Consider the following 18,959-nt stretch of genomic DNA (forward strand, 5'->3'; position numbering starts at 1 on the left):
CGCAATAAAGCCCGGCAACGCGATCATGGATGAASGAGAAGTCGATCACCGCATCAATCTTGCGAAGCAGGTGATCCTTCGGCACCAGACCCTCGAGCGTCACCATCTCAAGAGCCGTCTGGCAAGGGGCAGGTTTCTTCAACATGTCCYAATGAATCACAAACCCCCGGACCACGCCAGGGGTTTGTCAGCAGTCTGACCGCACTATTGTGCGGTTAATGTCACCGGCCTGAGCAGATCGGTCGGCGCGCAGTCGAACAGATCCTTGAAGCTGCGATTGAAATAGGAAATATCATTGAAGCCGGCCGAATAGGCGACTTCCGCGATCGTCCTTGGGCTTCTTTGATCTTTGATCTGCGCGATCTTTTCACGCACGAGGCGCAACCGCTTGTCACGGATGACCGTGGTGCAGGTCATGCCAATACCTTGAAAATCCTGCTGCAACGTGCGGATGGATACCCCGATCCGTGTCGCCAGCCACTTGGCGCTGAGATCGCTCTCGGTCAGGTGTCGGTCGATCAGTATGTCGACCATTTCCAGCCGCCGCGAAGCGCTGTCGTTGAGAGCGGACATGGCGTCGCCGTTTGAGACGAAGGCCTGTCGCGTTGCATTGAACATCAGGTGCCGCAGATTGGCAGACGCTGCATCCGATGCCGAATTGGACATGATCTTCGCCACCAGCGCACGCAGCATCATTGCCATCGGGTCAAAGGCCTCGAGTTTGCGGGCGATGTCGAAATCGATCGGGCTTTCGGCATACATGATCTGGCGTGGCAGATGCAGCGACAGATGATTACTGAACTGTCCACCGAAATGAAATGTCGTGGGCCGGGTCGAGTCGACGAGAATGCAATCACCGACATCCAGGACTGCCTGGTGGCCGACGTGCTCGAGACCACAGGACCCTTCCAGTTGCATGATGAGAAAAAGGTGTTCATTGGCGTCTCGGCGAATGTCATCCCAATCCCGATGGACGCGATCGAGATCATTGGAAACATGGGCGAACTCCATCCCGCAGACATCGATACGTCGGGCTGCCCCCGTTACGGCCTTGCCGCTCTCCATTGCTTTCGGATTGAAGTTGCCGCAGATCGATTGGAGATCACTGGTCCATTGATCATAGGGAACGGTAGCCCATGCGTGTTGCATCAGGGCCTGATTGTTCAAGAGCTCCAACTCTGCCTCCCAACAGGGTCAGTCAACGACATGTCCGTCTCGCGCGGCTCTCCCACAAGCGCAAAAAGGCGGCAACACCTGAGACCGGTAGATGAAAGAGTGTCGAAGATCGATCGCCCTGTCAATATATTTCACATGTTAACTAGAAGTCGTCATCCCGACTCTTCTCACCAGCTATGTTTTGCCGCCGCCATTCACTGGGCGGCATACCGGTCCGCGCGCGGAAAAAGCGCGAAAAATAAGCGGCATCCTTCAAGCCCACCTCGTAGGCTATGTCCTCGAGCGATCGGATGGTGAAAAGCAACAGCCGCTTGGCCTCGAGCAGACGGCGCTCGGCAATCATGTCCTTGACGCCCTGGCCGAAAGCCATGTGCCCGGCCTTGGCAAGAAGATGCGGCGTGGTGCCGAGGCTCGAAACGTAGCGCGCAACCGGCCAGTTCTCACGAAAATGCCGGTCGATCAGCCGTCGAAGGTCACCAGCAAGCAGGCGTTGTGGCGATTGTGCCAGCATCGGCGCGTCGGACGCCAGGCGTCCGATCTGGGTCAGCATGGCGGCAACCAATGGTGAAAGGATCGTATCGGCCTGGCCTCTCCCCTCGGCGTACTCCTCCAGGATCAATTGCATGGTCCGCCGAAGTCTCTCCCATAGCGCCTCCGCGCCCTGCCCCGTTACCATCACCGGGCGATCCAGCGGCAGCGTCGTCTGACCGGCGATCGACGGCAGCAGACTGTCTGCGATCGACACGACGACCGCGTCTGAAACAAGCGGATCGACGTTGAAGCCGTGGATGACGCCGCTCGGCACGAAGCTGGCGGCAGGCGCCAAAAAGTCCAAACGTTGATCTTCTATGAAATAGGATCCGCTGCCGTTGGTCCAGAAAGTGACCTGTATCATCCGATCATGTTTATGGGCTCGAACCTGGCCGGAATGGAGATTTGCTCGCGCCATCACTGTTTCGACATGAAGAAACCCGATCTCCAAAGGGCGATCCGGCTCGCCGTAGACAAAGAAATTTGGGACGATGTCGTTCATGCTGGCCGCCGTAAAAAGTACAAGTGATTTCCCCATTCTGTCCATGGTGGAAGGCGAATGCAAGGACTAGCATTTGTCTCATATCAAGGGAGGACGACATGCGATCAGAAAATTTCCGGGCCGATACCAAGCGGCCCTTCACCGGTGAGGAATATCTGGCATCCCTGCGTGACGGGCGGGAGGTGTACATCAATGGTGAGCGTGTCAAGGACGTGACCGCGCATCCCTCGATGCGCAATTCCGCCCGCTCGCTCGCCAGGCTTTACGATGCGCTGCATGCGGAAAAGACCAAGGAAAGGTTGACATCGCCGACCGACACCGGCTCGGGAGGCTACACCCACAAATATTTCCGCGTCGCAAAATCCTGCGCTGATCTTGTCGCCCAGCAGGGCGCGATCGCCGACTGGGCCCGAATGTCCTATGGATGGATGGGCCGGACCGCTGACTACAAGGCGGCATTGATGAATACGCTGGGCGCCAATGCCGACTGGTATGGTCCCTTCAAGGACAATGCGCTCGCCTGGCACAAGCGCGCCCAGGAAGCGGCCCTTTTCATGAACCACGCAATCGTCAACCCGCCGATTGACCGCCACAAGCCGTCCGACGCGGTGAAGGACGTGTTCGTTCATATCACCAAGGAAACCGATGCAGGCATCTATGTCTCGGGCGCCAAGGTGGTCGCGACGTCCTCGGCGCTGACACACTACAATTTCCTGGCGCAAAGCTCGGCGACGGTTACGGAAGACCCGTCGCTATCGGTGATGTTCATCGTCCCGATGAATGCGCCCGGCATCAAGATGTTCTGCCGCGTCTCCTATGAGGAAACGGCAAATCGTGTCGGCACGCCGTTCGACTACCCGCTCTCTTCCCGCTTCGATGAGAACGATGCCATCCTGGTTCTGGACAACGTCTTCATCCCTTGGGAGGACGTGCTGGTTCTGCGCGATGCGCCGAAAATCCTGTCCTTCCATCCCGCTTCCGGCTTCATGCACGGCTACTGCTTCCAGGGCTGCACGCGTTTCGCCGTCAAACTGGATTTCCTGGCAGGCCTGCTCGCCAAGGCTTTGCGGGCGACCGGCGGCGATGCCTTCCGCGGCAATCAGGCCGCGCTTGGTGAGGTCATTGCATTGCGTCACATGTTCTGGAGCTTCTCCAACGCGATGGCCTACAATCCGATCCCGTGGGCAAACGGCTCGGTGCTGCCCAATCTGGAGGCGGCTCTTGCCTATCGCACCTTCATGTCGGAAGCCTATCCCCGCGTCATCGAGACGGTGCGCAAGGTCGTTGCCTCGGGCCTGATCTACCTGCCATCCTCGGCCAAGGATTTCGGCAATCCGGAGATCGACCGTTATCTCGGCCAGTATGTGCGCGGCTCCAACGACATGGGCCATATTGAACGCATCAAGATCATGAAACTGCTCTGGGATGCGACCGGAACCGAGTTCGGCGGACGGCATGCGCTATATGAGCTGAATTATGCCGGTGCGCCGGAAGAAGTCCGACTTCAGGTGCTGAAGGGGGCCGAGCGTGGTGGACGGTTGCGCGAAATGGAGGCCCTGGTTGACACCTGCATGAGCGACTACGACGAAAACGGCTGGACCGGCGATACCTGGCTGCCGCCGATCGGTGCTGCAGACCCGTTCAAGTCTGCCGCTGAATAGGAGGCGACCATGGAGGAGGCCTTTTCCAAAACCGAGTTCCGCAACGCCATGGCGCGCGTCTGCGCGCCGGTCAACGTCATCACCACCAACGGACCCGCCGGTCGCGGCGGGTTCACCGCCACGGCCATGTGCAGCGTGACGGACGAGCCGCCGACGCTTCTCGTCTGCATGAACAACCGTTCAGCCCAGACCGCCCTCTTCGTCGAGAACCGCCGCTTCTGCGTCAATGTGCTGACCGGCGAGCACAAGGACCTTGCCGGATATTTCGCGGGCCAGCAGGCCGACATGGAGGCTCGTTATGCCGCCGCGGAGTGGATCAACCTTCGCTCCGGCAACCACGCGCTTGCCGATGCGATTGTTTCCTTCGACTGCCGGCTGGTCGATGCGCGCCTCGTCGGCACCCACAACATCTTCATCGGCGAGGTCGTTGAAATCCGGACACGCAAGGATGGCCATGCGCTTCTCTATTTCGATCGCAACTACGTGCACGTGCCGACCCAGACGGGAAGCTTCGGTGGCTGAGGCGCGCTCGATGTCAGCCGCCCAGCCTGATATCGAGCGAGACCGGGTCCCGGAATTCCCAGCCCTTGACGACCACAGGCCCGACATCGCGAAGGGCGATGTCGGGCGCATTCTCGATAAGATAACGAAGCGCAACGGTGATCTGCTGGCGGGCAAACCAGCGGCCGGCACAGAAATGATGGCCGAAACCAAAAGCGGCGTGCGAACCTTCGGAGTGGCGGATATCGAAGCGTCCAGGATCGGTGAAGCGGCTCTCGCAATGGGACGCCGATGCAAGCACCGCCGCCACCGCCTGCCCGGCCGGGATCGTAACGCCGCCAAGACCGACGTCGTGCGTCGTCTGCCGCGTCTGGGTGCCGATCGGGGTGACCCAGCGCAGGCCCTCGTCGACGGCGCGCGGTAACAAATTGGCAATGTCCGCCTTCACCGCCGCGAACTGTTCGGCATTCTGCAGAAGCCCGGCCATGATCGAGCCTGCTCCGTGCCCGGGCTCCTGCATACCGCCGAGGAGAAGAACCTTGATGGTCGGCAGCAGGAATTCGAGGGCGCGCGTCTCGCCCTCGGGCATACCATCGTGCAGCATATGAGACAGGGCAGAACCGTCCGGCTCTGCGATAATGCGTGCCATGATCGGCTCTACGACCCTGCTGATCTCGGCGCTGACGGCATCGGCGATTTCCTGGCGTTCGGGATCGCACTCGAAATTGATCGCGCCTTGTGCCAACCCAAAGAACCAGCGGCGCAGGGTTTCGAGGTCCACATCCTGCAGACCGAGCGAGCGAGTGAGGCTGAGAATGGAGATCGGTTCGAAATAGTCCGCCATCAGATTGCCGCCCCGGGCTTCGCGCAGGCGCGATAGACGATCCTGCGCGATGGGAAGCACGAGATCATCCATATAGGTGGCGACCCGTTTCGGGTGATATTTTGGATCGACGCCGCTGCGCAGGTTCTTGTGAACCGGACCGTCGGTCGTGAGGATCGTGGGCTTCCCCCAGGTCCGGTCGAGCGGCGAACTCGCCACTTCGGCCGAGAACAGCTCAGGGCTTCTGGAGACCAGCTCGACATCCTTGAAGCGTGTCACGAACCAGAGGTTTACTGCGCGGGAACATAGGCGATCGGTGCCTCCCTTCGCAGTCGCTCGTAGATGGGATAAGGATCGGCCTCCAGTGCCTCAACTGTGATCTCCTTTGCGAATGTCATGGCGTGCTCTCCTCCCCCGAATGCTTTGCTCCGCACGAAGTCCTAGAGCTGGATCCAGGCCGTCTTCAGATTGTGATATTTGCCCATGGCATGCAGCGACTTGTCGTGTCCGTTGCCTGACTGGCGGATGCCGCCGAGCGGCACGGTGTTGTCGGCGCCGCCATAGGTGTTGACGTGGACGACGCCGGCCTTGACCCCTCGCACCATGCGATGGGCGCGCGACAGATTGCCGGTCCACACGGCTGAAGCGAGGCCATAGGGCGTGGCGTTCGCAATGTTGAGTGCATCCGTCTCGTCATCGAACGGGATAATGGCGAGGATCGGCCCGAAAACTTCCTCTTTGGCCAGCGTCATCTCCGGCGTCACGTCGAAAACGGTCGGCTGCATATAGAAACCGCCGGTTTCCTGAAGAATGCGCCCGCCGCCGGTTCTCAGTCTTGCCCCTTCGGACAGCGCCTGGTCGGCGAAACCGAGGTCCTTCTCGAGTTGGATGTCGCTGGAGATGGCGCCGGATTCCGTCGAGAGCAACAGCGGATCACCAACCTTTATCTTCGCGGCAATCGCTGAAACCCGTTCTGCGAAGGCTTCGTGGATCGACCGCTCGACCAGGAGCCTCGACCCGGCAACGCAAACCTGTCCCGAGTTTCTGAAGATGCCGAACGCCGACACCTTTGCGGCCTGTTCGAGGTCCGGAGCATCTGCGAAGACGATATTGGGGGATTTGCCGCCCAGTTCGAGATAGACCCGTTTCAGGTTGGAGCGCGCCGAATATTCGAGTAACCGGCGTCCGACGCCACCGGAGCCGGTGAAGACGAGAACATCGATATCGCCATGGAGGCCGATCGCTTCGCCGGCGACCGTGCCGCGGCCGGTGACGACATTGAACACTCCCTCCGGCAGGTCGGCTTCAGCGCACAGTGCCGCCAGTTTCAGAAGGCTGAGCGATGCGCCTTCGGCCGGCTTCAGCACGACCGAGTTGCCGGCCGCCAGCGCTGGCGCGATTTTCCAGGCGCCAATCATCATCGGGAAATTCCACGGCACGATAGCGGCGACGACGCCAACGGGCTCGCGGTGAATGAGGCCGAGAACACTTTCGGAGGTGGGCGCAATCTCCCCATAGACCTTATCAAGCGCTTCGGCGTAATAGCGGAAGGTGGCGGCCGCGCTGCCGGGCTCGGCCTTCAGGGCCATGCTGATTTCCGTCCCGTTGTCGCGCACGCCGAGCACCGCCAATTCAAGCGCATCGCGCTCTATCAGCTCGGCGATCCGGAAGAGGATTTTCTTGCGCTCGGCGGGCGCTGCCTTCGACCACGTGCCTTTCTCGAAAGCGGCGCGCGCAGCCTTGACGGCCAGATCGACATCGACTGCGCCGGCATCGCCAATGGTCGTCAATTTCGCTCCGTCGATCGGTGAGATGACATCCATTGTCGCGTCGCTTAACGGTGCACGCCATTCGCCGCCAATGAACAGCGATTGCGGCGAGACGACGCCCGAGCGGAGTTGGTCGATCTTGTCCTGCATCTCAATCTCCTCACGAAAGAAAAATGGCGGACCAGCGTCCGCCATCATGATCCTGATATGTCAGGCTTCCTGTCCGGCGCCGAGCCGGGCAAAACCGGCAGCATCTTCCGACTTCAAACGGGCAGCCGCAATCAAGCCGACAATGGCGGCAATCCCCACCAGGCCCGGCAGAAGCACGGCGAGCACGCCGCTTGCGCCGGCGATCGCGCCGAAATTCACAGTGATATAGTAGACTAGTCCCAGAAGGATGATTCCTGTGATCACCGGCAGGACCTTGGTCACCAGAACATTGCCTTCGAGGCCGGGATTGCGGCTGAAGAAGGCGACGATGGCGAATGCGGTGAACGCCATCAGCAGGATGATTGCAAGCGTGCCGACATTGGTGAGCCACGAGAAGAGGGCAAGCACCGGATCCTGCCTGGTAAAGGCGAAGAGCGCGATGACCAGAGCGGCGATAATCGTCTGGATCACCGAACCGACATGCGGGCTCTGGAAGACGGGGTGGGTCACACCAACAGATTTCGGCAGCAAGCCTTCACGACCGGCGACATACATGTAGCGGGCGACACCGTTGTGAAAGGCGAGAACGCCGGCAAACAAGCTGGTGACGAAGAGGACGTTCATGACCAAGACGACCCAGTTGCCGACATAGCGTTCAGCGAGGCCGAACAAGAACGTCGTCGGATCGGCAAGGCCCTGCAGTTCGGGAACGAGCTTGTCGGCGCCGGCGCCGCTCACCATCAACCAGGAGGTCAGCATGTAAAAAAGGCCGATGATCACCACCGAGATGTAGGTCGCACGCGGTACCGTCTTGTGTGGCTCACGGGCTTCTTCGCTGTAGATGGTAGTGGCTTCGAAGCCGATGAAGGCGGCAAAGCAGAAGAGGATACCGATGGCCGGCGTGCCGCTCACAAACGCGGTGGGTGTGAAGGCGGCGGCCGAGAGGCCGCTGTCGCCGCCCTTGAAGAAGATTGCGGCGTCAATGATCAGCACCACGAGATATTCTAGAATGACGAGAACCGTTAGCACCTTGGCCGAAAGATCGACGCGGCGATAGCCGAAAACGGCGACGATCGCGATGCCGATATAGGTCCAAACCCACCAGGGGAGTGTTAGGCCGAGGCCTGCAAAGAGACCCGAAGTCGCTGCGCCGAACAGGCCGAATACGCCGATCTGCATGGCATTATACGCGAGAATGGCGATCAGCGCCGCGGCACCTCCCATCATGCCGCCCAGGCCCTGGGCCGTATAGGCATAGAATGCGCCGGCGTTGCGGATGTGGCGGGCCATGGCAACATAGCCGATCGAAAAAAGCAGCAGGATCAGCGTGACCAGCAGAAAGGTCAGCGGAATGCCCGCGCCGTTGCCTAGCATCATCGACAGAGGCACACCGCCGGCGACCGCCGTGAGCGGTGCTGCGGCTGAAACCACCAGAAACGTCACGGCGCCTACACCGAGACTGTTTTTGCGCAGCTGGTTTTCACCTGCGCCTGTTGAGAGTTGATTGCCCATTTTGCTTAAGTTCCCCTTGTTTCAACTATCCGATTGCGCTTCGGGAAAACGCGTTCTCCCAAAATCGCCGTCATTCGAACCGGACTGATCTGCCGCGTTTTTCTTTTGCTCCTGGCCGCTCGCAGGTCAGCGCATATGAATGGTTCATATATTGAACCAATGCTTCAAATATAGACTTGCAAAAATGCGCTCCACCTGTCAAGTTATTTCGCGTGTTAAGTAGTTTGGCCAGAATGGAGGATCCGGCATCGACGGCGATGACCCGGACAGGTGCCAGTAACGCTGACCGGCATCGAACGACGACCGAGTAAAAGAGGAAACCACATGAGCACCGTCGGAAAAGCACTGTCCTTGCTGGACAGCCTGTCGCAGCTCAACCAGGAAGCGGGATTGACGGACATCGCCCGTCTCTGCGACCTCGACAAGGCGACAGCCCGCCGCCTGCTTGTCGAGTTGGAAAAGCATGGCTTCGTCGAGCAGGATCTCGAGACGCGCAGGTACCGGATCGGTTCAGCGCCGGTTCGTCTGGCGCGGATTCGCGAGGCCCGCTATCCGTTCCTGCGAGTCGCCATCCCTCTCGTAAGGGAGCTCGCTGAAAAGTCTGAGGAAACTGTTCATCTCGCCGAATTCAGCGGCAGCACACTTTCGACGATCCATGTCGAGGACTCACCGCGCGCTCACCGGGTCATCGTCGAGATCGGCACGCGCCTGCCTTTCCACGCTACGGCATCAGGCCTCGCCTATCTGGCTTTCTCCGATGAGAAATACATCGAGTCGGCCCTGTCGCAACCACTGAAAGCCTTTACCGAGCACACCGTGACTGATCCGGCCGCCGTCCGCAAAATGATAGACGAAACGCTCGCGCGCGGATTTTCGATCAGCAGCCAGGGCCTCGAGGTCGGTGTCGTCAGCACTGGCGCTCCCATTCTTTCGCCGACCGGACAACCGATCGGCTCCGTCACCATCGCGGCGCCGCTGGTGCGTGCGCGCGCGGCCACTCTGGCTAGCTTCGGAGCAGCCGTCGCCGACGCAGCCAAACGCATCTCAGAAAAATACTACGGCCCCGAACGGCCTTCAGGAACAAGAACGCAAACAAAGAGGACCGGTTGAATGCGCCCAGCAGAGTCTTTGCCAGAACAAACACGCCTGCCCAGCATCCTTGTGATTGGAACCGGTGACACCAAATCCGACGAGCTTCAGTTCATGGCGGGCATCATCCGCGACGCTGGCGCAAAACCGGTCATGGTCGACGTCAGTATTCTGTCAGATCCGCCTTACACACCTGATTATTCCAGGCACGACATCGCCAAATCGGCGGGAAGTTCGATTGAAGCGATCATCAACAGCGGCGACGAAAATTCAGCGATGGGGCTGATGTCAGCCGGCGCTACGGCTCTTGTTGGAAGGCTGCATGCGACGGGAAAGGCCGATGGCATCATTGTTCTCGGCGGCTCCATGGGTACGGACCTGGCGCTTGATGTGGCGGCCGCTCTGCCGCTCGGCGTTCCCAAATTCGTGGTCTCGACGATTGCCTATTCGCATCTCGTGCCGCCGGAGCGCATTGCTCCGGACCTGATGATGATACTGTGGGCCGGTGGGCTTTACGGATTGAACGATATCTGCCGCGCCGTGCTTTCCCAGGCCTGCGGCGCCGTCGTTGGGGCCGCCCGCTCCAGCGTGAAGCCCAAGGCAGACCGGCCATTGATCGGAGTGACTTCCCTCGGTTCCACCTGCCTCAAATACATGAAACATCTGAAGCCGGAGCTCGAAAAGCGCGGCTATGAGGTCGCAGTATTCCACTCGACCGGCATGGGCGGACGGGCCTTCGAGGCGATTGCCGCGCAGAAAGGCTTTGCCGCGGTGTTCGACTTCTGCATGCAGGAAGTCGTCAACCACCAGAATGGCACCGTGGTCACCTCCGGTCCTGACCGCATGGAAAATGCGGGCCGCGCAGGCATACCGCAGATCGTCGCGCCCGGCGCGGTCGATATGGTGGACCTGCCCGCATGGCAGCCCCTGCCGGCAGCACTTGCCGACCGACCTTATCACGCACACAACCGGCTGATCGGCTCAGTCACCACCTCGCCGGAAGGACGCCGGGCGACGGCTGCGCTGATCGGAGAAAAACTTGGCGGAGCGAAGGCGCCGGTCGCCCTGATCCTGCCGCTTGCAGGCATACAGGAATGGGACCAGCCAGGCGAACCATTGCATGATCCGGAAGGCCTTTCAGCCTTTATCGACGCGATGCGCCTGGCCCTCCCCCAATCCGTCGACTTGCATGAGGTCGATGGCCACATCAACTCCCCCCAATTCTCCACAAAAGCCCTTGCCGTATTCGATGCGTGGGTTGCACAGGGCATCATCCCGGAAGGCAGGCCATGACAGGTGATCGCGCACTCATCCTCGATTTCGGCGGCGTCGTCACCCGCACGCTGTTCGAAACGCACGACGTCACCGAGCGGGCGCTTGGCCTTGCCGCCGGCACACTCACCTGGCGCGGTCCGTTCGACACAACCACCGATCCACTCTGGGTATCGATGCAGAACCGTGAGATCACCGAACGCGACTACTGGATGACACGGACCGCAGAAGTCGGCCGGCTGGTCGGTGAGGATTGGACCGACATGAAGACCTTCGTCCAGCGGGCGCGCGGCGCCGATGCCGATCTCGTGCTGCGTCCGGAGGCGGCAGACGCCATCACCCGCGCCAAGGCCGCCGGCCTGCGGCTCGCCATCCTTTCGAATGAACTCGATCTTTTCTACGGTGTCGAATTTCGCAAGCGCTTCCCGCTGATTGATCTCTTCGACGTTATCGTCGATGCCACCTACACCAAGATCCTGAAACCGGATCCGCGCGCCTATGAACAGGTGATCGCCGAGGTCGGGCTTCCGCGCGAAGCCTGCGTCTTCGTCGACGATCAGCCGAAGAACATTGAGGGCGCCACCGCCGTCAAACTTCCCAACGTCCATTTCGACGTTACTCGCCCCGCGGACGGCTATGCCCGCGCCCTTTCCATGCTTGGACTTTGAACGAAGAGGACTGCGATATGCGCGAAACCAATTTTTTGACCGAAAACAACGCCCGTCATGTCTGGCACCCGATGGCGCACCCGGCCGACATGTTGGCCAACCCGCCACGCATCATCAGGGCGGCTTCCGGTGTCGAAATCACTGATATCGACGGCAAGACGGTGCTCGATGGCGTCGGGGGGCTCTGGAACGTCAACCTCGGCTATTCCTGCGATCCGATCAAACAGGCCATCCGTGACCAGCTCGAGGAACTCCCTTATTATTCCGCCTTTCGCGGCACCACTAATCCGCCGCTGATCGAACTGTCTTACGAACTGGCTGAGTGGTTCAAGGAAGACGGCCTCAGCCGATCCTTCTTCACCTCGGGCGGCTCGGATTCCGTGGAGACGTGCCTGCGGCTTGCCCGCCAATACCACAAGGTCAACGGCCAGCCGGAGCGCACCAAATTCGTGGCGCTGAAGAAAGGCTATCATGGGACCCATTTCGGCGGCGCCTCCGTCAACGGCAATGCCAACAACCGTCGCAACTACGAGCCGCTGCTCCCGGGCGTTTCGCACCTGGCGGCTCCCTATGGCTACCGCAATCCCTTCGGCACCGACGATCCGGCTGAAATCGCCGCGGCCATCGGTCGTCAGTTCGAAGACGAGATCGCCTTCCAGGGCGCCGATACGATCGCCGCCTTCATCATGGAGCCAGTTCTGGGTGCCGGCGGCATCATGGTGCCGCACGAAACCTTCATGCCGCTGATGCGTACCATCTGCGACAGGAACGGCATTCTTCTGATCGCCGACGAGGTCATCACGGCCTTTGGCCGCACCGGCGCCTGGACGGGATCACGCCTGTGGGGCACCAGGCCCGACCTGATGTCGACCGCCAAGGCGATTACCAACGGCTATTATCCCTTCGGTGCAGTAATGATTTCCGACAAGATCGCGGAAGCCTTCGAGGCAAACAAGAACACCGTCGGCACCATCGGCCATGGCTACACCTATTCCGGCCACCCTGTGGGTGCAGCGGCGGCGCTGGCGACGCTCAAGGAAACCAAGCGCCTCAACGTGGCCGCCAATGCAGGCGCACGCGGCTACGAACTGCTGGCCGGTCTGAACAGACTGAAGGAAAAACACGAACTCATCGGCGACGTGCGCGGCAAAGGGCTGATGTGCGCGCTGGAACTGGTGACGGATCGCGCGGCAAAGACCGGCGCGCCGAAGGATGTGGTCCAGCGCCTGCAAGACGCGGCCTACGACGCCGGCGTGATGGTGCGTACCTCCGGCTCCAACGTCATCATCTCGCCGCCGCTTATCATCACCACGGCCGGTGTAGATCGGATCCTCGCCGCACTCGAGGCAGGCCTGACAGCTGCCGCGGGAGGCAAATGACATGGCCGAAAACGCAGCACTTCTCGCCCGTCGCGAGCGCCTTCTTGGCCGAAACATGTCCACCTTTTATGACGAGCCCGTGCAACTGGTGCGTGGAGAAGGTGTCTGGCTGTGGGACGCGGCCGGCCGGAAATATCTCGATTGCTACAACAATGTGCCGCACGTCGGCCATTGCCACCCGCGCGTGGTGGACGCGATCACCCGGCAAGCGTCGACGCTGAATACCCACACGCGATACCTGCATGAGGGCATCCTCGACTATGTCGAGCGGCTGACATCGACGTTCGACAAGAGCCTCGATACTGCGATCATGACCTGCACCGGCAGCGAAGCCAATGACATCGCGTTGCGCATGGCACAGGCGGTCACGGGAAAGACCGGTGTTATCGCGACCAACCACACCTACCACGGCAATACCGCGGCCGTGTCGCAGCTCTCTACCCGTATGCCCCCCGTCGGCGGCTTCGGCGGTCATGTCCGCCACGTGCCGGCGCCCGACAGCTATCGGCCACTGGGTGGCATGCCCGGCGAAGCCTTTGCCGAGGCTTTCGCCGCTGAAGTGGAAAAAGCGATCGCTTCGCTACAGAGCAGCCCGCACGGCTTTTCGGCGCTCATCATCTGCCCGTTCTTTGCCAATGAGGGATTTCCCGACCTGCCCACGGGCTTTCTCGACAAGGCAATCACTGCCGTGCGCAAGGCGGGAGGGCTTGTCATATCCGACGAGGTGCAGCCGGGTTTCGGGCGCACTGGGGGCCATATGTGGGGCCACCAGCGCGCAGGCTTCGTGCCCGACGTGGTGACGCTCGGCAAGCCGATGGCCAACGGCCATCCGGTCGGCGGCGTCGTCGCCAATGCCGACACGCTGAACGCCTTCCGCAAGGCCTTTCGCTATTTCAATACCTTTGGCGGCAATCCGGTTTCCTGTGCTGCGGCCTTGGCGGTTCTCGATGCGATCGAAGATGAAGGGCTAATGGAAAACGCCCGGACCGTCGGCGCCTATGCGCAAGACGGACTCAAGCGCCTGTCCGAGAAACATGACGTCATCGGCAACGTGCGTGGCAGCGGCCTGTTCTTCGGGGCGGAGCTGGTTCTTGACCGTGAGAGAAAGACCCCGGCGCCGGACATCGCCACGAAGGTCATCAATGACATGCGGGCGCGCGGCGTCCTGATGGGCAAGATCGGGGTGCATCAATGCGCGACCAAGATCCGACCACCCATGCCATTTTCGAAGGGGAATGCCGATTTGATGCTTTCCACGCTCGACGACGTTTTGTCCGGATTGTGACGGTGGCCATGTCGGAACATGAATCCATCCCTTTCATGGAGGCGCTGCGTGCGCGCGCATGCGAAGCCCTTGGCAGCTGGGAGCTGGGAGCCCAGACACCCCAGCTCCTGAAATACCGGGAGAATGCGGTGTTCCGGGTGACGCTCAGGAACGGCGAGCCTGCAGCCCTGCGGCTGCACCGGCCCGGCTATCGCAACGAAATTGCATTGGTTTCGGAACTCTCCTGGATGGCAGCCCTAGGCGAGGCGGGCTTGCGCGTTCCGGCACCTGTTCCCACGCCGGATGGACGCCAAATCGTTGCACTTGCGGGAAATTCTGAGTTCGGTGACCAATACGCAGACATCGTCAGCTGGATGACCGGCAGCCCGCTCGGCCAATCGGGTGTTCTTCTAGCACATTCCGCGGAACGCCTCGCCGTTATTTTCCGCCTGCTGGGCGCAGCGATAGCCCGGATGCACGCAGCCACCGATGCTTGGAGACCACCGGCCGATTTCCGACGCCCGGCATGGGACGGCGATGGTTTGCTTGGAGGGCAGCCGCTTTGGGGCCGATTCTGGGATTGTGCGGGACTGTCCCCGGAGCAGGCAATGCGACTATCGGATCTCAGGCTCTTTCTGCGGGAGAAAACCGATGCACTCTGCCATCTCGATTATGGTCTCATCCATGCCGATCTCGTTAGGGAAAACGTCCTCATAGACGGCGATCATGTCGGATTGATCGACTTTGACGATGGTGGCTACGGCTGGCGGATGTTCGACATCGCCACAGCCTTGTTCAAGAATCGCGGCGAGCCGCACTACGAACTCATCAAGGCCGCGCTGATAGAGGGCTATCGCGGCGTGCGGTCGCTGCCGGACAGCGCCCTTGAAACCTTGTCACTCTTCATGGTTGTGCGCAGCATCACTTATATCGGCTGGATCGGCGAGCGAGTTGGCGCGCCGGATGCGGCGAAGCGGCTTCAGCGCTATGTCGCCGATGCTCTGGCGCTGGCAGATGGCCTCGGCGCCAGCAGATAGGAGCGGAGGCCGTGCTATTTATTCAGCCTCGCCAGTTCGTCGAGCATATCGAGCAAGGTATCGATGCGCTCGCGGCCGAACCGCTGCTCAAGCGCGGTATAAATCATCCGACTGTCGGGACTGACCTCGTTGATGATCTTCAGTCCCGCGGCGGTGATCTGCAACAGTATCCGACGACCGTCTTCAGCATCTTTGCTCTTGGTAATGAAGCCGCGCTCCTCGAGAGACCGGATGATCCGCGTCAGGCTCGGAGCAAGGATAAAGGCCCGTTCCGACATTTCCGATGCATCCAGTGTTCCGGCCTCTGCCAGAATGCGAATAACGCGCCATTGCTGTTCCGTCACATCATGCAGCGCCAGCATGGGCCGGAAGTGCCCCATCACCGCTTCACGCGCCCGAAGCAACGCAATCGGCAGCGAGCGGCGTGTATCGCGGGGCAGCAAGGCATCCTGCATTATGCCGTTATTGTCAGGGGATTGTTTGGTCATACGGGTTCTATGGATCAATTTCTTGAATCGCGCAACGTGGCCGCGAGCCGCAATGCTCTTGACAGAGCCTTCAAAATATTTAACATGTTAAATATAGTGAGAACGCCGTGGCGCGGGAGGAACGATGCCGCATTTCACCATGGAATATTCGGCTAATCTCGACGGAAAAGTGGACTTCGACGCACTGTGCCGTGTCGTCCACGCCGAGATTCTCGGCACGGGTCTGTTCGAGACCGGTGCCGTGCGGGTGCGCGCCATCCGGTGCGAAGCCTATGCGATTGCCGACCTGCTTGATGCAAATGGCTTCATCGATATGTCGTTTCGCATTGGAGAAGGTCGTAGCCAGCAAGACAAGCGAAGGACTGGCGAAGCGATCTTTACCGCCGTCACGGAACACCTCTGCAAGCTGTTCGAGACGCCGCACTTCGCCCTCACCCTCGAAATCCGCGAAATCGACCCGGCGCTGAGCTGGAAGAAAAACGCCATCCACCCGCGCCTGCGCAAGACAGACGGTTAGCGCCGCAGTGATTGACCGCAAGCTGGACACATCGGAGAAAAGCATGTCGACACTGGAAGAAAACATCGCAAAGGCCGAAGCCTATTTGGCTCGCTTTCGCAAAGGCGGCGTCCTGAACCATATCGCTGGCGAAGCAATCTCTGCAGCCGATGGCACCACGTTCGACATCATCTCTCCGGTCGATCTGAAGGTCTTGGCAAAGGTGGCACACGGCAAGGCGGCGGATGTGGACCGGGCGGCGCAAGCCGCAAAAGCTGCCTTTCCTGCCTGGGCCGCGATGTCGGGCGACGCGCGCAAGAAACTTCTCCATAAGATTGCCGACGCGATCGTAGCACGTTCCGAAGAGATCGCGTTCGTCGAATGCATGGATACCGGTCAATCGCTGAAATTCATGGCGAAGGCAGCCCTTCGCGGAGCCGAGAACTTCCGCTTCTTCGCTGACCGCGCCGTGGAAGCCCGTGACGGCAAAACGCTGCGTGCGGATGGGCAAGTCAACTTTACCAGCCGTGCACCGATCGGGCCAGTCGGCGTCATTACGCCATGGAATACACCCTTCATGCTGTCGACCTGGAAGATCGCGCCGGCGCTCGCTGCCGGCTGCACCATCGTCCACAAGCCGGCGGAGTTTTCACCGCTGACGGCACGGCTGTTGGTCGAGATCGCCGAAGAGGCGGGCTTGCCGAAGGGTGTCTGGAATCTCGTCAACGGCCTCGGCGAGGACGCCGGCAAGGCGCTGACCGAGCATCCCGCCATCAGAGCGATCGGCTTCGTCGGCGAAAGCCGCACCGGCTCGATGATCATGAAACAAGGCGCCGACACGCTGAAACGGGTACATTTCGAACTCGGCGGCAAGAATCCCGTCATCGTTTTTGCCGATGCCGATCTTGAACGCGCTGCCGATGCTGCCGTCTTCATGATCTATTCGCTGAATGGCGAGCGCTGTACCTCGTCTTCCCGCTTGCTGGTGGAGGAAAACATCTACGACCGATTCACGGCGATGGTCGCCGAGAAGGCCAAGCGCATCAAGGTCGGCCACCCCCTTGATCCAGAAACTGTGGTCGGTCCGCTGATCCACCCGGTTCATGAAAAGAAGGTGCTGGAATATATCGCGATCGGCAAAGAGGACGGTGCCACGCTTGCCGCTGGCGGTGAGAAATTCGATGGGCCGGGTGGCGGATGTTACGTATCCCCCACCCTCTTCACCGGCGCCAACAACCAAATGCGTATCGCGCAGGAAGAAATCTTCGGACCGGTTCTGACCGCGATCCCCTTCAAGGACGAGGCCGATGCGCTGGCGCTTGCCAACGACGTGCAATACGGCCTCACCGGCTACCTCTGGACCTCGGACGTCACCCGCGCTTTCCGCTTCACCGATGCGCTGGAGGCCGGAATGATCTGGGTGAACTCGGAAAATGTGCGCCACCTGCCGACCCCTTTCGGAGGCGTCAAGAATTCCGGCATCGGCCGTGACGGCGGCGATTGGTCCTTCGATTTCTACATGGAGACCAAGAACGTTGCTTTCGCCACCAAGGCGCATGCGATCCAGAAACTCGGCGGCTGAGTGCACCGGACACCCTATTGAATTTGGAGGAGAACCCCATGCCCCTGCCCACCCCCAATCTTTATCCGCCCTTCAACATCGTGCGCCTCAGCCATGTCGAGCTTGCCGTCACCGACCTTGCGAAATCGCGCGCTTTCTACGTCGACACGCTCGGCTTGCAGGTGACCGACGAGACGGCAGACACGATCTATCTGCGTGCGCTTGAAGAGCGCGGCCATCACTGCATCGTCCTGAAGAAAGACGCCGCCGCCGAAGCACGCGATCTCGGCTTCAAGGTTTTTTCCGACGAGGACCTCGACAAGGCCGAGCATTTCTTCAAGGGCAAGGGCCTGCCAATCGAATGGGTCGAGCGGCCCTACCAGTCGCGTACCTTCCGCACGCGCGATCCGCACGGCATTCCGCTGGAATTCTATTCAAAGATGGACCGCCTGCCGCCGATCCACCAGAAATATGCCCTCTACAGAGGCGTAAAGCCACTCCGCATCGATCACTTCAACTGCTTCTCACCGAATGTCGACGAAAGTGTTGCCTTTTACAATGAGATCGGCTTCCGGGTGACGGAATACACGGCCGACGAGGAAACCGGCAAGCTCTGGGCTGCATGGACGCACCGCAAGGGTGGCGTCCACGACATTGCGTTTACCAATGGTCGCGGCCCGCGGTTGCATCACACCGCGTTCTGGGTTCCAACGCCGCTCAATATCATCGACCTGCTCGATTTGATGGCGACCACCGGTTGGCTGCCCAATGTCGAGCGCGGACCGGGCCGGCACGGCATTTCGAATGCTTTCTTCCTCTATATCCGGGATCCGGATGGCCATCGTATCGAGATCTATTGCTCGGATTATCAGACGGTCGATCCGGATCTCGAGCCGATCAAATGGGATCTCAAGGATCCACAGCGCCAGACGCTTTGGGGAGCTCCCGCGCCGAAATCCTGGTTCGAGGAAGGCAGCACCTTTGCCGGCACCGAGGTGCGCGATTCCGTGCTGAAGGCCCAGCCGATCGTTGCACCCTGAGTTTCCCCAACTGGGCGGGCGCGAAAGCGTCCGCCGTCTT

General features: G+C 60.4%; 18 protein-coding genes. 11 read left to right on the plus strand and 7 right to left on the minus strand.

Features of this window, described 5'->3' with window-relative positions; translation table 11 throughout:
* The 3 genes from AC1DLT_RS24655 to AC1DLT_RS24665 form a co-directional block, all read right to left on the minus strand.
* On the minus strand, nucleotides 1–145 hold a 145-nt coding region (locus AC1DLT_RS24655; RefSeq protein WP_477488565.1), incomplete at its 3' end, for a transposase.
* Between the two features lie 59 nt (nucleotides 146–204).
* Entirely contained in the window at nucleotides 205–1,149 is a 945-nt protein-coding gene (locus tag AC1DLT_RS24660; RefSeq protein ID WP_436113232.1) for a helix-turn-helix domain-containing protein, read from the minus strand.
* 169 nt (nucleotides 1,150–1,318) lie between these two features.
* Nucleotides 1,319–2,254: a helix-turn-helix domain-containing protein gene (locus tag AC1DLT_RS24665; protein ID WP_436113233.1), complete on the minus strand. Its 936-nt coding sequence runs from the start codon at nucleotides 2,252–2,254 to the stop codon at nucleotides 1,319–1,321.
* A gap of 53 nt (nucleotides 2,255–2,307) precedes the next feature.
* On the opposite strand from AC1DLT_RS24665, the gene AC1DLT_RS24670 reads away from it, so the two are divergent.
* Together AC1DLT_RS24670 and AC1DLT_RS24675 are read left to right on the plus strand one after the other, a co-directional pair.
* Nucleotides 2,308–3,870 carry a 4-hydroxyphenylacetate 3-hydroxylase N-terminal domain-containing protein gene (locus AC1DLT_RS24670; RefSeq protein WP_436112851.1) on the plus strand — a complete coding sequence of 521 codons (1,563 nt, stop codon included), beginning with the start codon at nucleotides 2,308–2,310 and terminating at the stop codon, nucleotides 3,868–3,870.
* A gap of 9 nt (nucleotides 3,871–3,879) precedes the next feature.
* Nucleotides 3,880–4,392, plus strand: a complete 513-nt coding sequence (locus AC1DLT_RS24675) for a flavin reductase (RefSeq protein ID WP_477488511.1) — start codon at nucleotides 3,880–3,882, stop codon at nucleotides 4,390–4,392.
* Nucleotides 4,393–4,405: 13 nt separating this feature from the next.
* Here AC1DLT_RS24675 and AC1DLT_RS24680 read toward each other — a convergent pair whose 3' ends face one another.
* The 3 genes from AC1DLT_RS24680 to AC1DLT_RS24690 form a co-directional block, all read right to left on the minus strand.
* Nucleotides 4,406–5,473 (minus strand): cytochrome P450, encoded by a 1,068-nt coding sequence (locus tag AC1DLT_RS24680; RefSeq protein WP_436112853.1) that lies wholly within the window; start codon nucleotides 5,471–5,473, stop codon nucleotides 4,406–4,408.
* 161 nt (nucleotides 5,474–5,634) lie between these two features.
* Entirely contained in the window at nucleotides 5,635–7,113 is a 1,479-nt protein-coding gene (locus AC1DLT_RS24685; RefSeq protein WP_477488512.1) for an aldehyde dehydrogenase, read from the minus strand.
* Between the two features lie 60 nt (nucleotides 7,114–7,173).
* Nucleotides 7,174–8,625 carry an APC family permease gene (locus AC1DLT_RS24690; RefSeq protein WP_477488513.1) on the minus strand — a complete coding sequence of 484 codons (1,452 nt, stop codon included), beginning with the start codon at nucleotides 8,623–8,625 and terminating at the stop codon, nucleotides 7,174–7,176.
* Nucleotides 8,626–8,949: 324 nt separating this feature from the next.
* Between AC1DLT_RS24690 and AC1DLT_RS24695 the strand changes: the two genes are divergently transcribed.
* Genes AC1DLT_RS24695 through AC1DLT_RS24720 form a run of 6 tightly spaced genes read left to right on the plus strand, consistent with a single transcriptional unit; the run spans nucleotide 8,950 to nucleotide 15,334 of the window.
* A complete protein-coding gene (locus tag AC1DLT_RS24695) occupies nucleotides 8,950–9,735 on the plus strand; it encodes an IclR family transcriptional regulator (protein ID WP_436112856.1) in 786 nt (261 codons plus the stop codon).
* Nucleotides 9,736–11,007 carry a Tm-1-like ATP-binding domain-containing protein gene (locus AC1DLT_RS24700; RefSeq protein ID WP_477488514.1) on the plus strand — a complete coding sequence of 424 codons (1,272 nt, stop codon included), beginning with the start codon at nucleotides 9,736–9,738 and terminating at the stop codon, nucleotides 11,005–11,007. It begins immediately after the preceding gene.
* Entirely contained in the window at nucleotides 11,004–11,654 is a 651-nt protein-coding gene (locus tag AC1DLT_RS24705) for an HAD family hydrolase (protein WP_168293681.1), read from the plus strand. Before AC1DLT_RS24700 ends, AC1DLT_RS24705 begins: the two co-directional genes overlap by 4 nt.
* Nucleotides 11,655–11,671: 17 nt before the next feature.
* A complete protein-coding gene (locus AC1DLT_RS24710; protein WP_436112858.1) occupies nucleotides 11,672–13,033 on the plus strand; it encodes an aspartate aminotransferase family protein in 1,362 nt (453 codons plus the stop codon).
* Between the two features lies 1 nt (nucleotide 13,034).
* Nucleotides 13,035–14,318 (plus strand): aspartate aminotransferase family protein, encoded by a 1,284-nt coding sequence (locus AC1DLT_RS24715; RefSeq protein ID WP_436112859.1) that lies wholly within the window; start codon nucleotides 13,035–13,037, stop codon nucleotides 14,316–14,318.
* An 8-nt stretch (nucleotides 14,319–14,326) separates the two neighbouring features.
* Nucleotides 14,327–15,334: a phosphotransferase enzyme family protein gene (locus tag AC1DLT_RS24720; RefSeq protein WP_436112860.1), complete on the plus strand. Its 1,008-nt coding sequence runs from the start codon at nucleotides 14,327–14,329 to the stop codon at nucleotides 15,332–15,334.
* A gap of 14 nt (nucleotides 15,335–15,348) precedes the next feature.
* Here AC1DLT_RS24720 and hpaR read toward each other — a convergent pair whose 3' ends face one another.
* Nucleotides 15,349–15,822, minus strand: coding sequence for a homoprotocatechuate degradation operon regulator HpaR (hpaR, locus tag AC1DLT_RS24725; protein ID WP_436112861.1), 474 nt, complete (start codon nucleotides 15,820–15,822; stop codon nucleotides 15,349–15,351).
* Nucleotides 15,823–15,946: 124 nt separating this feature from the next.
* On the opposite strand from hpaR, the gene AC1DLT_RS24730 reads away from it, so the two are divergent.
* From AC1DLT_RS24730 to hpaD, 3 genes are read left to right on the plus strand one after another with little or no spacing between them, the layout of a single operon-like run.
* Nucleotides 15,947–16,339 carry a 5-carboxymethyl-2-hydroxymuconate Delta-isomerase gene (locus AC1DLT_RS24730; protein ID WP_436112862.1) on the plus strand — a complete coding sequence of 131 codons (393 nt, stop codon included), beginning with the start codon at nucleotides 15,947–15,949 and terminating at the stop codon, nucleotides 16,337–16,339.
* A gap of 43 nt (nucleotides 16,340–16,382) precedes the next feature.
* A complete protein-coding gene (gene hpaE, locus AC1DLT_RS24735; protein ID WP_436112863.1) occupies nucleotides 16,383–17,900 on the plus strand; it encodes a 5-carboxymethyl-2-hydroxymuconate semialdehyde dehydrogenase in 1,518 nt (505 codons plus the stop codon).
* A gap of 38 nt (nucleotides 17,901–17,938) precedes the next feature.
* Nucleotides 17,939–18,919: a 3,4-dihydroxyphenylacetate 2,3-dioxygenase gene (gene hpaD, locus AC1DLT_RS24740; RefSeq protein WP_477488515.1), complete on the plus strand. Its 981-nt coding sequence runs from the start codon at nucleotides 17,939–17,941 to the stop codon at nucleotides 18,917–18,919.
* Nucleotides 18,920–18,959: the final 40 nt, after the last annotated feature.

It is taken from the genome of Neorhizobium sp. 05N33, assembly GCF_056397445.1.

Coding starts and splice junctions, on each gene's coding strand:
- AC1DLT_RS24715 (WP_436112859.1), top strand. CDS start 13,035: ATGGCCGAAAACGCAGCACTTCTCGCCCGTCGCGAGCGCCTTCTTGGC.
- AC1DLT_RS24700 (WP_477488514.1), top strand. CDS start 9,736: ATGCGCCCAGCAGAGTCTTTGCCAGAACAAACACGCCTGCCCAGCATC.
- AC1DLT_RS24660 (WP_436113232.1), bottom strand. CDS start 1,149: ATGCAACACGCATGGGCTACCGTTCCCTATGATCAATGGACCAGTGAT.
- AC1DLT_RS24705 (WP_168293681.1), top strand. CDS start 11,004: ATGACAGGTGATCGCGCACTCATCCTCGATTTCGGCGGCGTCGTCACC.
- hpaE (WP_436112863.1), top strand. CDS start 16,383: ATGTCGACACTGGAAGAAAACATCGCAAAGGCCGAAGCCTATTTGGCT.
- AC1DLT_RS24730 (WP_436112862.1), top strand. CDS start 15,947: ATGCCGCATTTCACCATGGAATATTCGGCTAATCTCGACGGAAAAGTG.
- AC1DLT_RS24720 (WP_436112860.1), top strand. CDS start 14,327: ATGTCGGAACATGAATCCATCCCTTTCATGGAGGCGCTGCGTGCGCGC.
- hpaD (WP_477488515.1), top strand. CDS start 17,939: ATGCCCCTGCCCACCCCCAATCTTTATCCGCCCTTCAACATCGTGCGC.
- AC1DLT_RS24710 (WP_436112858.1), top strand. CDS start 11,672: ATGCGCGAAACCAATTTTTTGACCGAAAACAACGCCCGTCATGTCTGG.
- AC1DLT_RS24695 (WP_436112856.1), top strand. CDS start 8,950: ATGAGCACCGTCGGAAAAGCACTGTCCTTGCTGGACAGCCTGTCGCAG.
- AC1DLT_RS24675 (WP_477488511.1), top strand. CDS start 3,880: ATGGAGGAGGCCTTTTCCAAAACCGAGTTCCGCAACGCCATGGCGCGC.
- AC1DLT_RS24670 (WP_436112851.1), top strand. CDS start 2,308: ATGCGATCAGAAAATTTCCGGGCCGATACCAAGCGGCCCTTCACCGGT.
- hpaR (WP_436112861.1), bottom strand. CDS start 15,822: ATGACCAAACAATCCCCTGACAATAACGGCATAATGCAGGATGCCTTG.
- AC1DLT_RS24690 (WP_477488513.1), bottom strand. CDS start 8,625: ATGGGCAATCAACTCTCAACAGGCGCAGGTGAAAACCAGCTGCGCAAA.
- AC1DLT_RS24665 (WP_436113233.1), bottom strand. CDS start 2,254: ATGGACAGAATGGGGAAATCACTTGTACTTTTTACGGCGGCCAGCATG.
- AC1DLT_RS24685 (WP_477488512.1), bottom strand. CDS start 7,113: ATGCAGGACAAGATCGACCAACTCCGCTCGGGCGTCGTCTCGCCGCAA.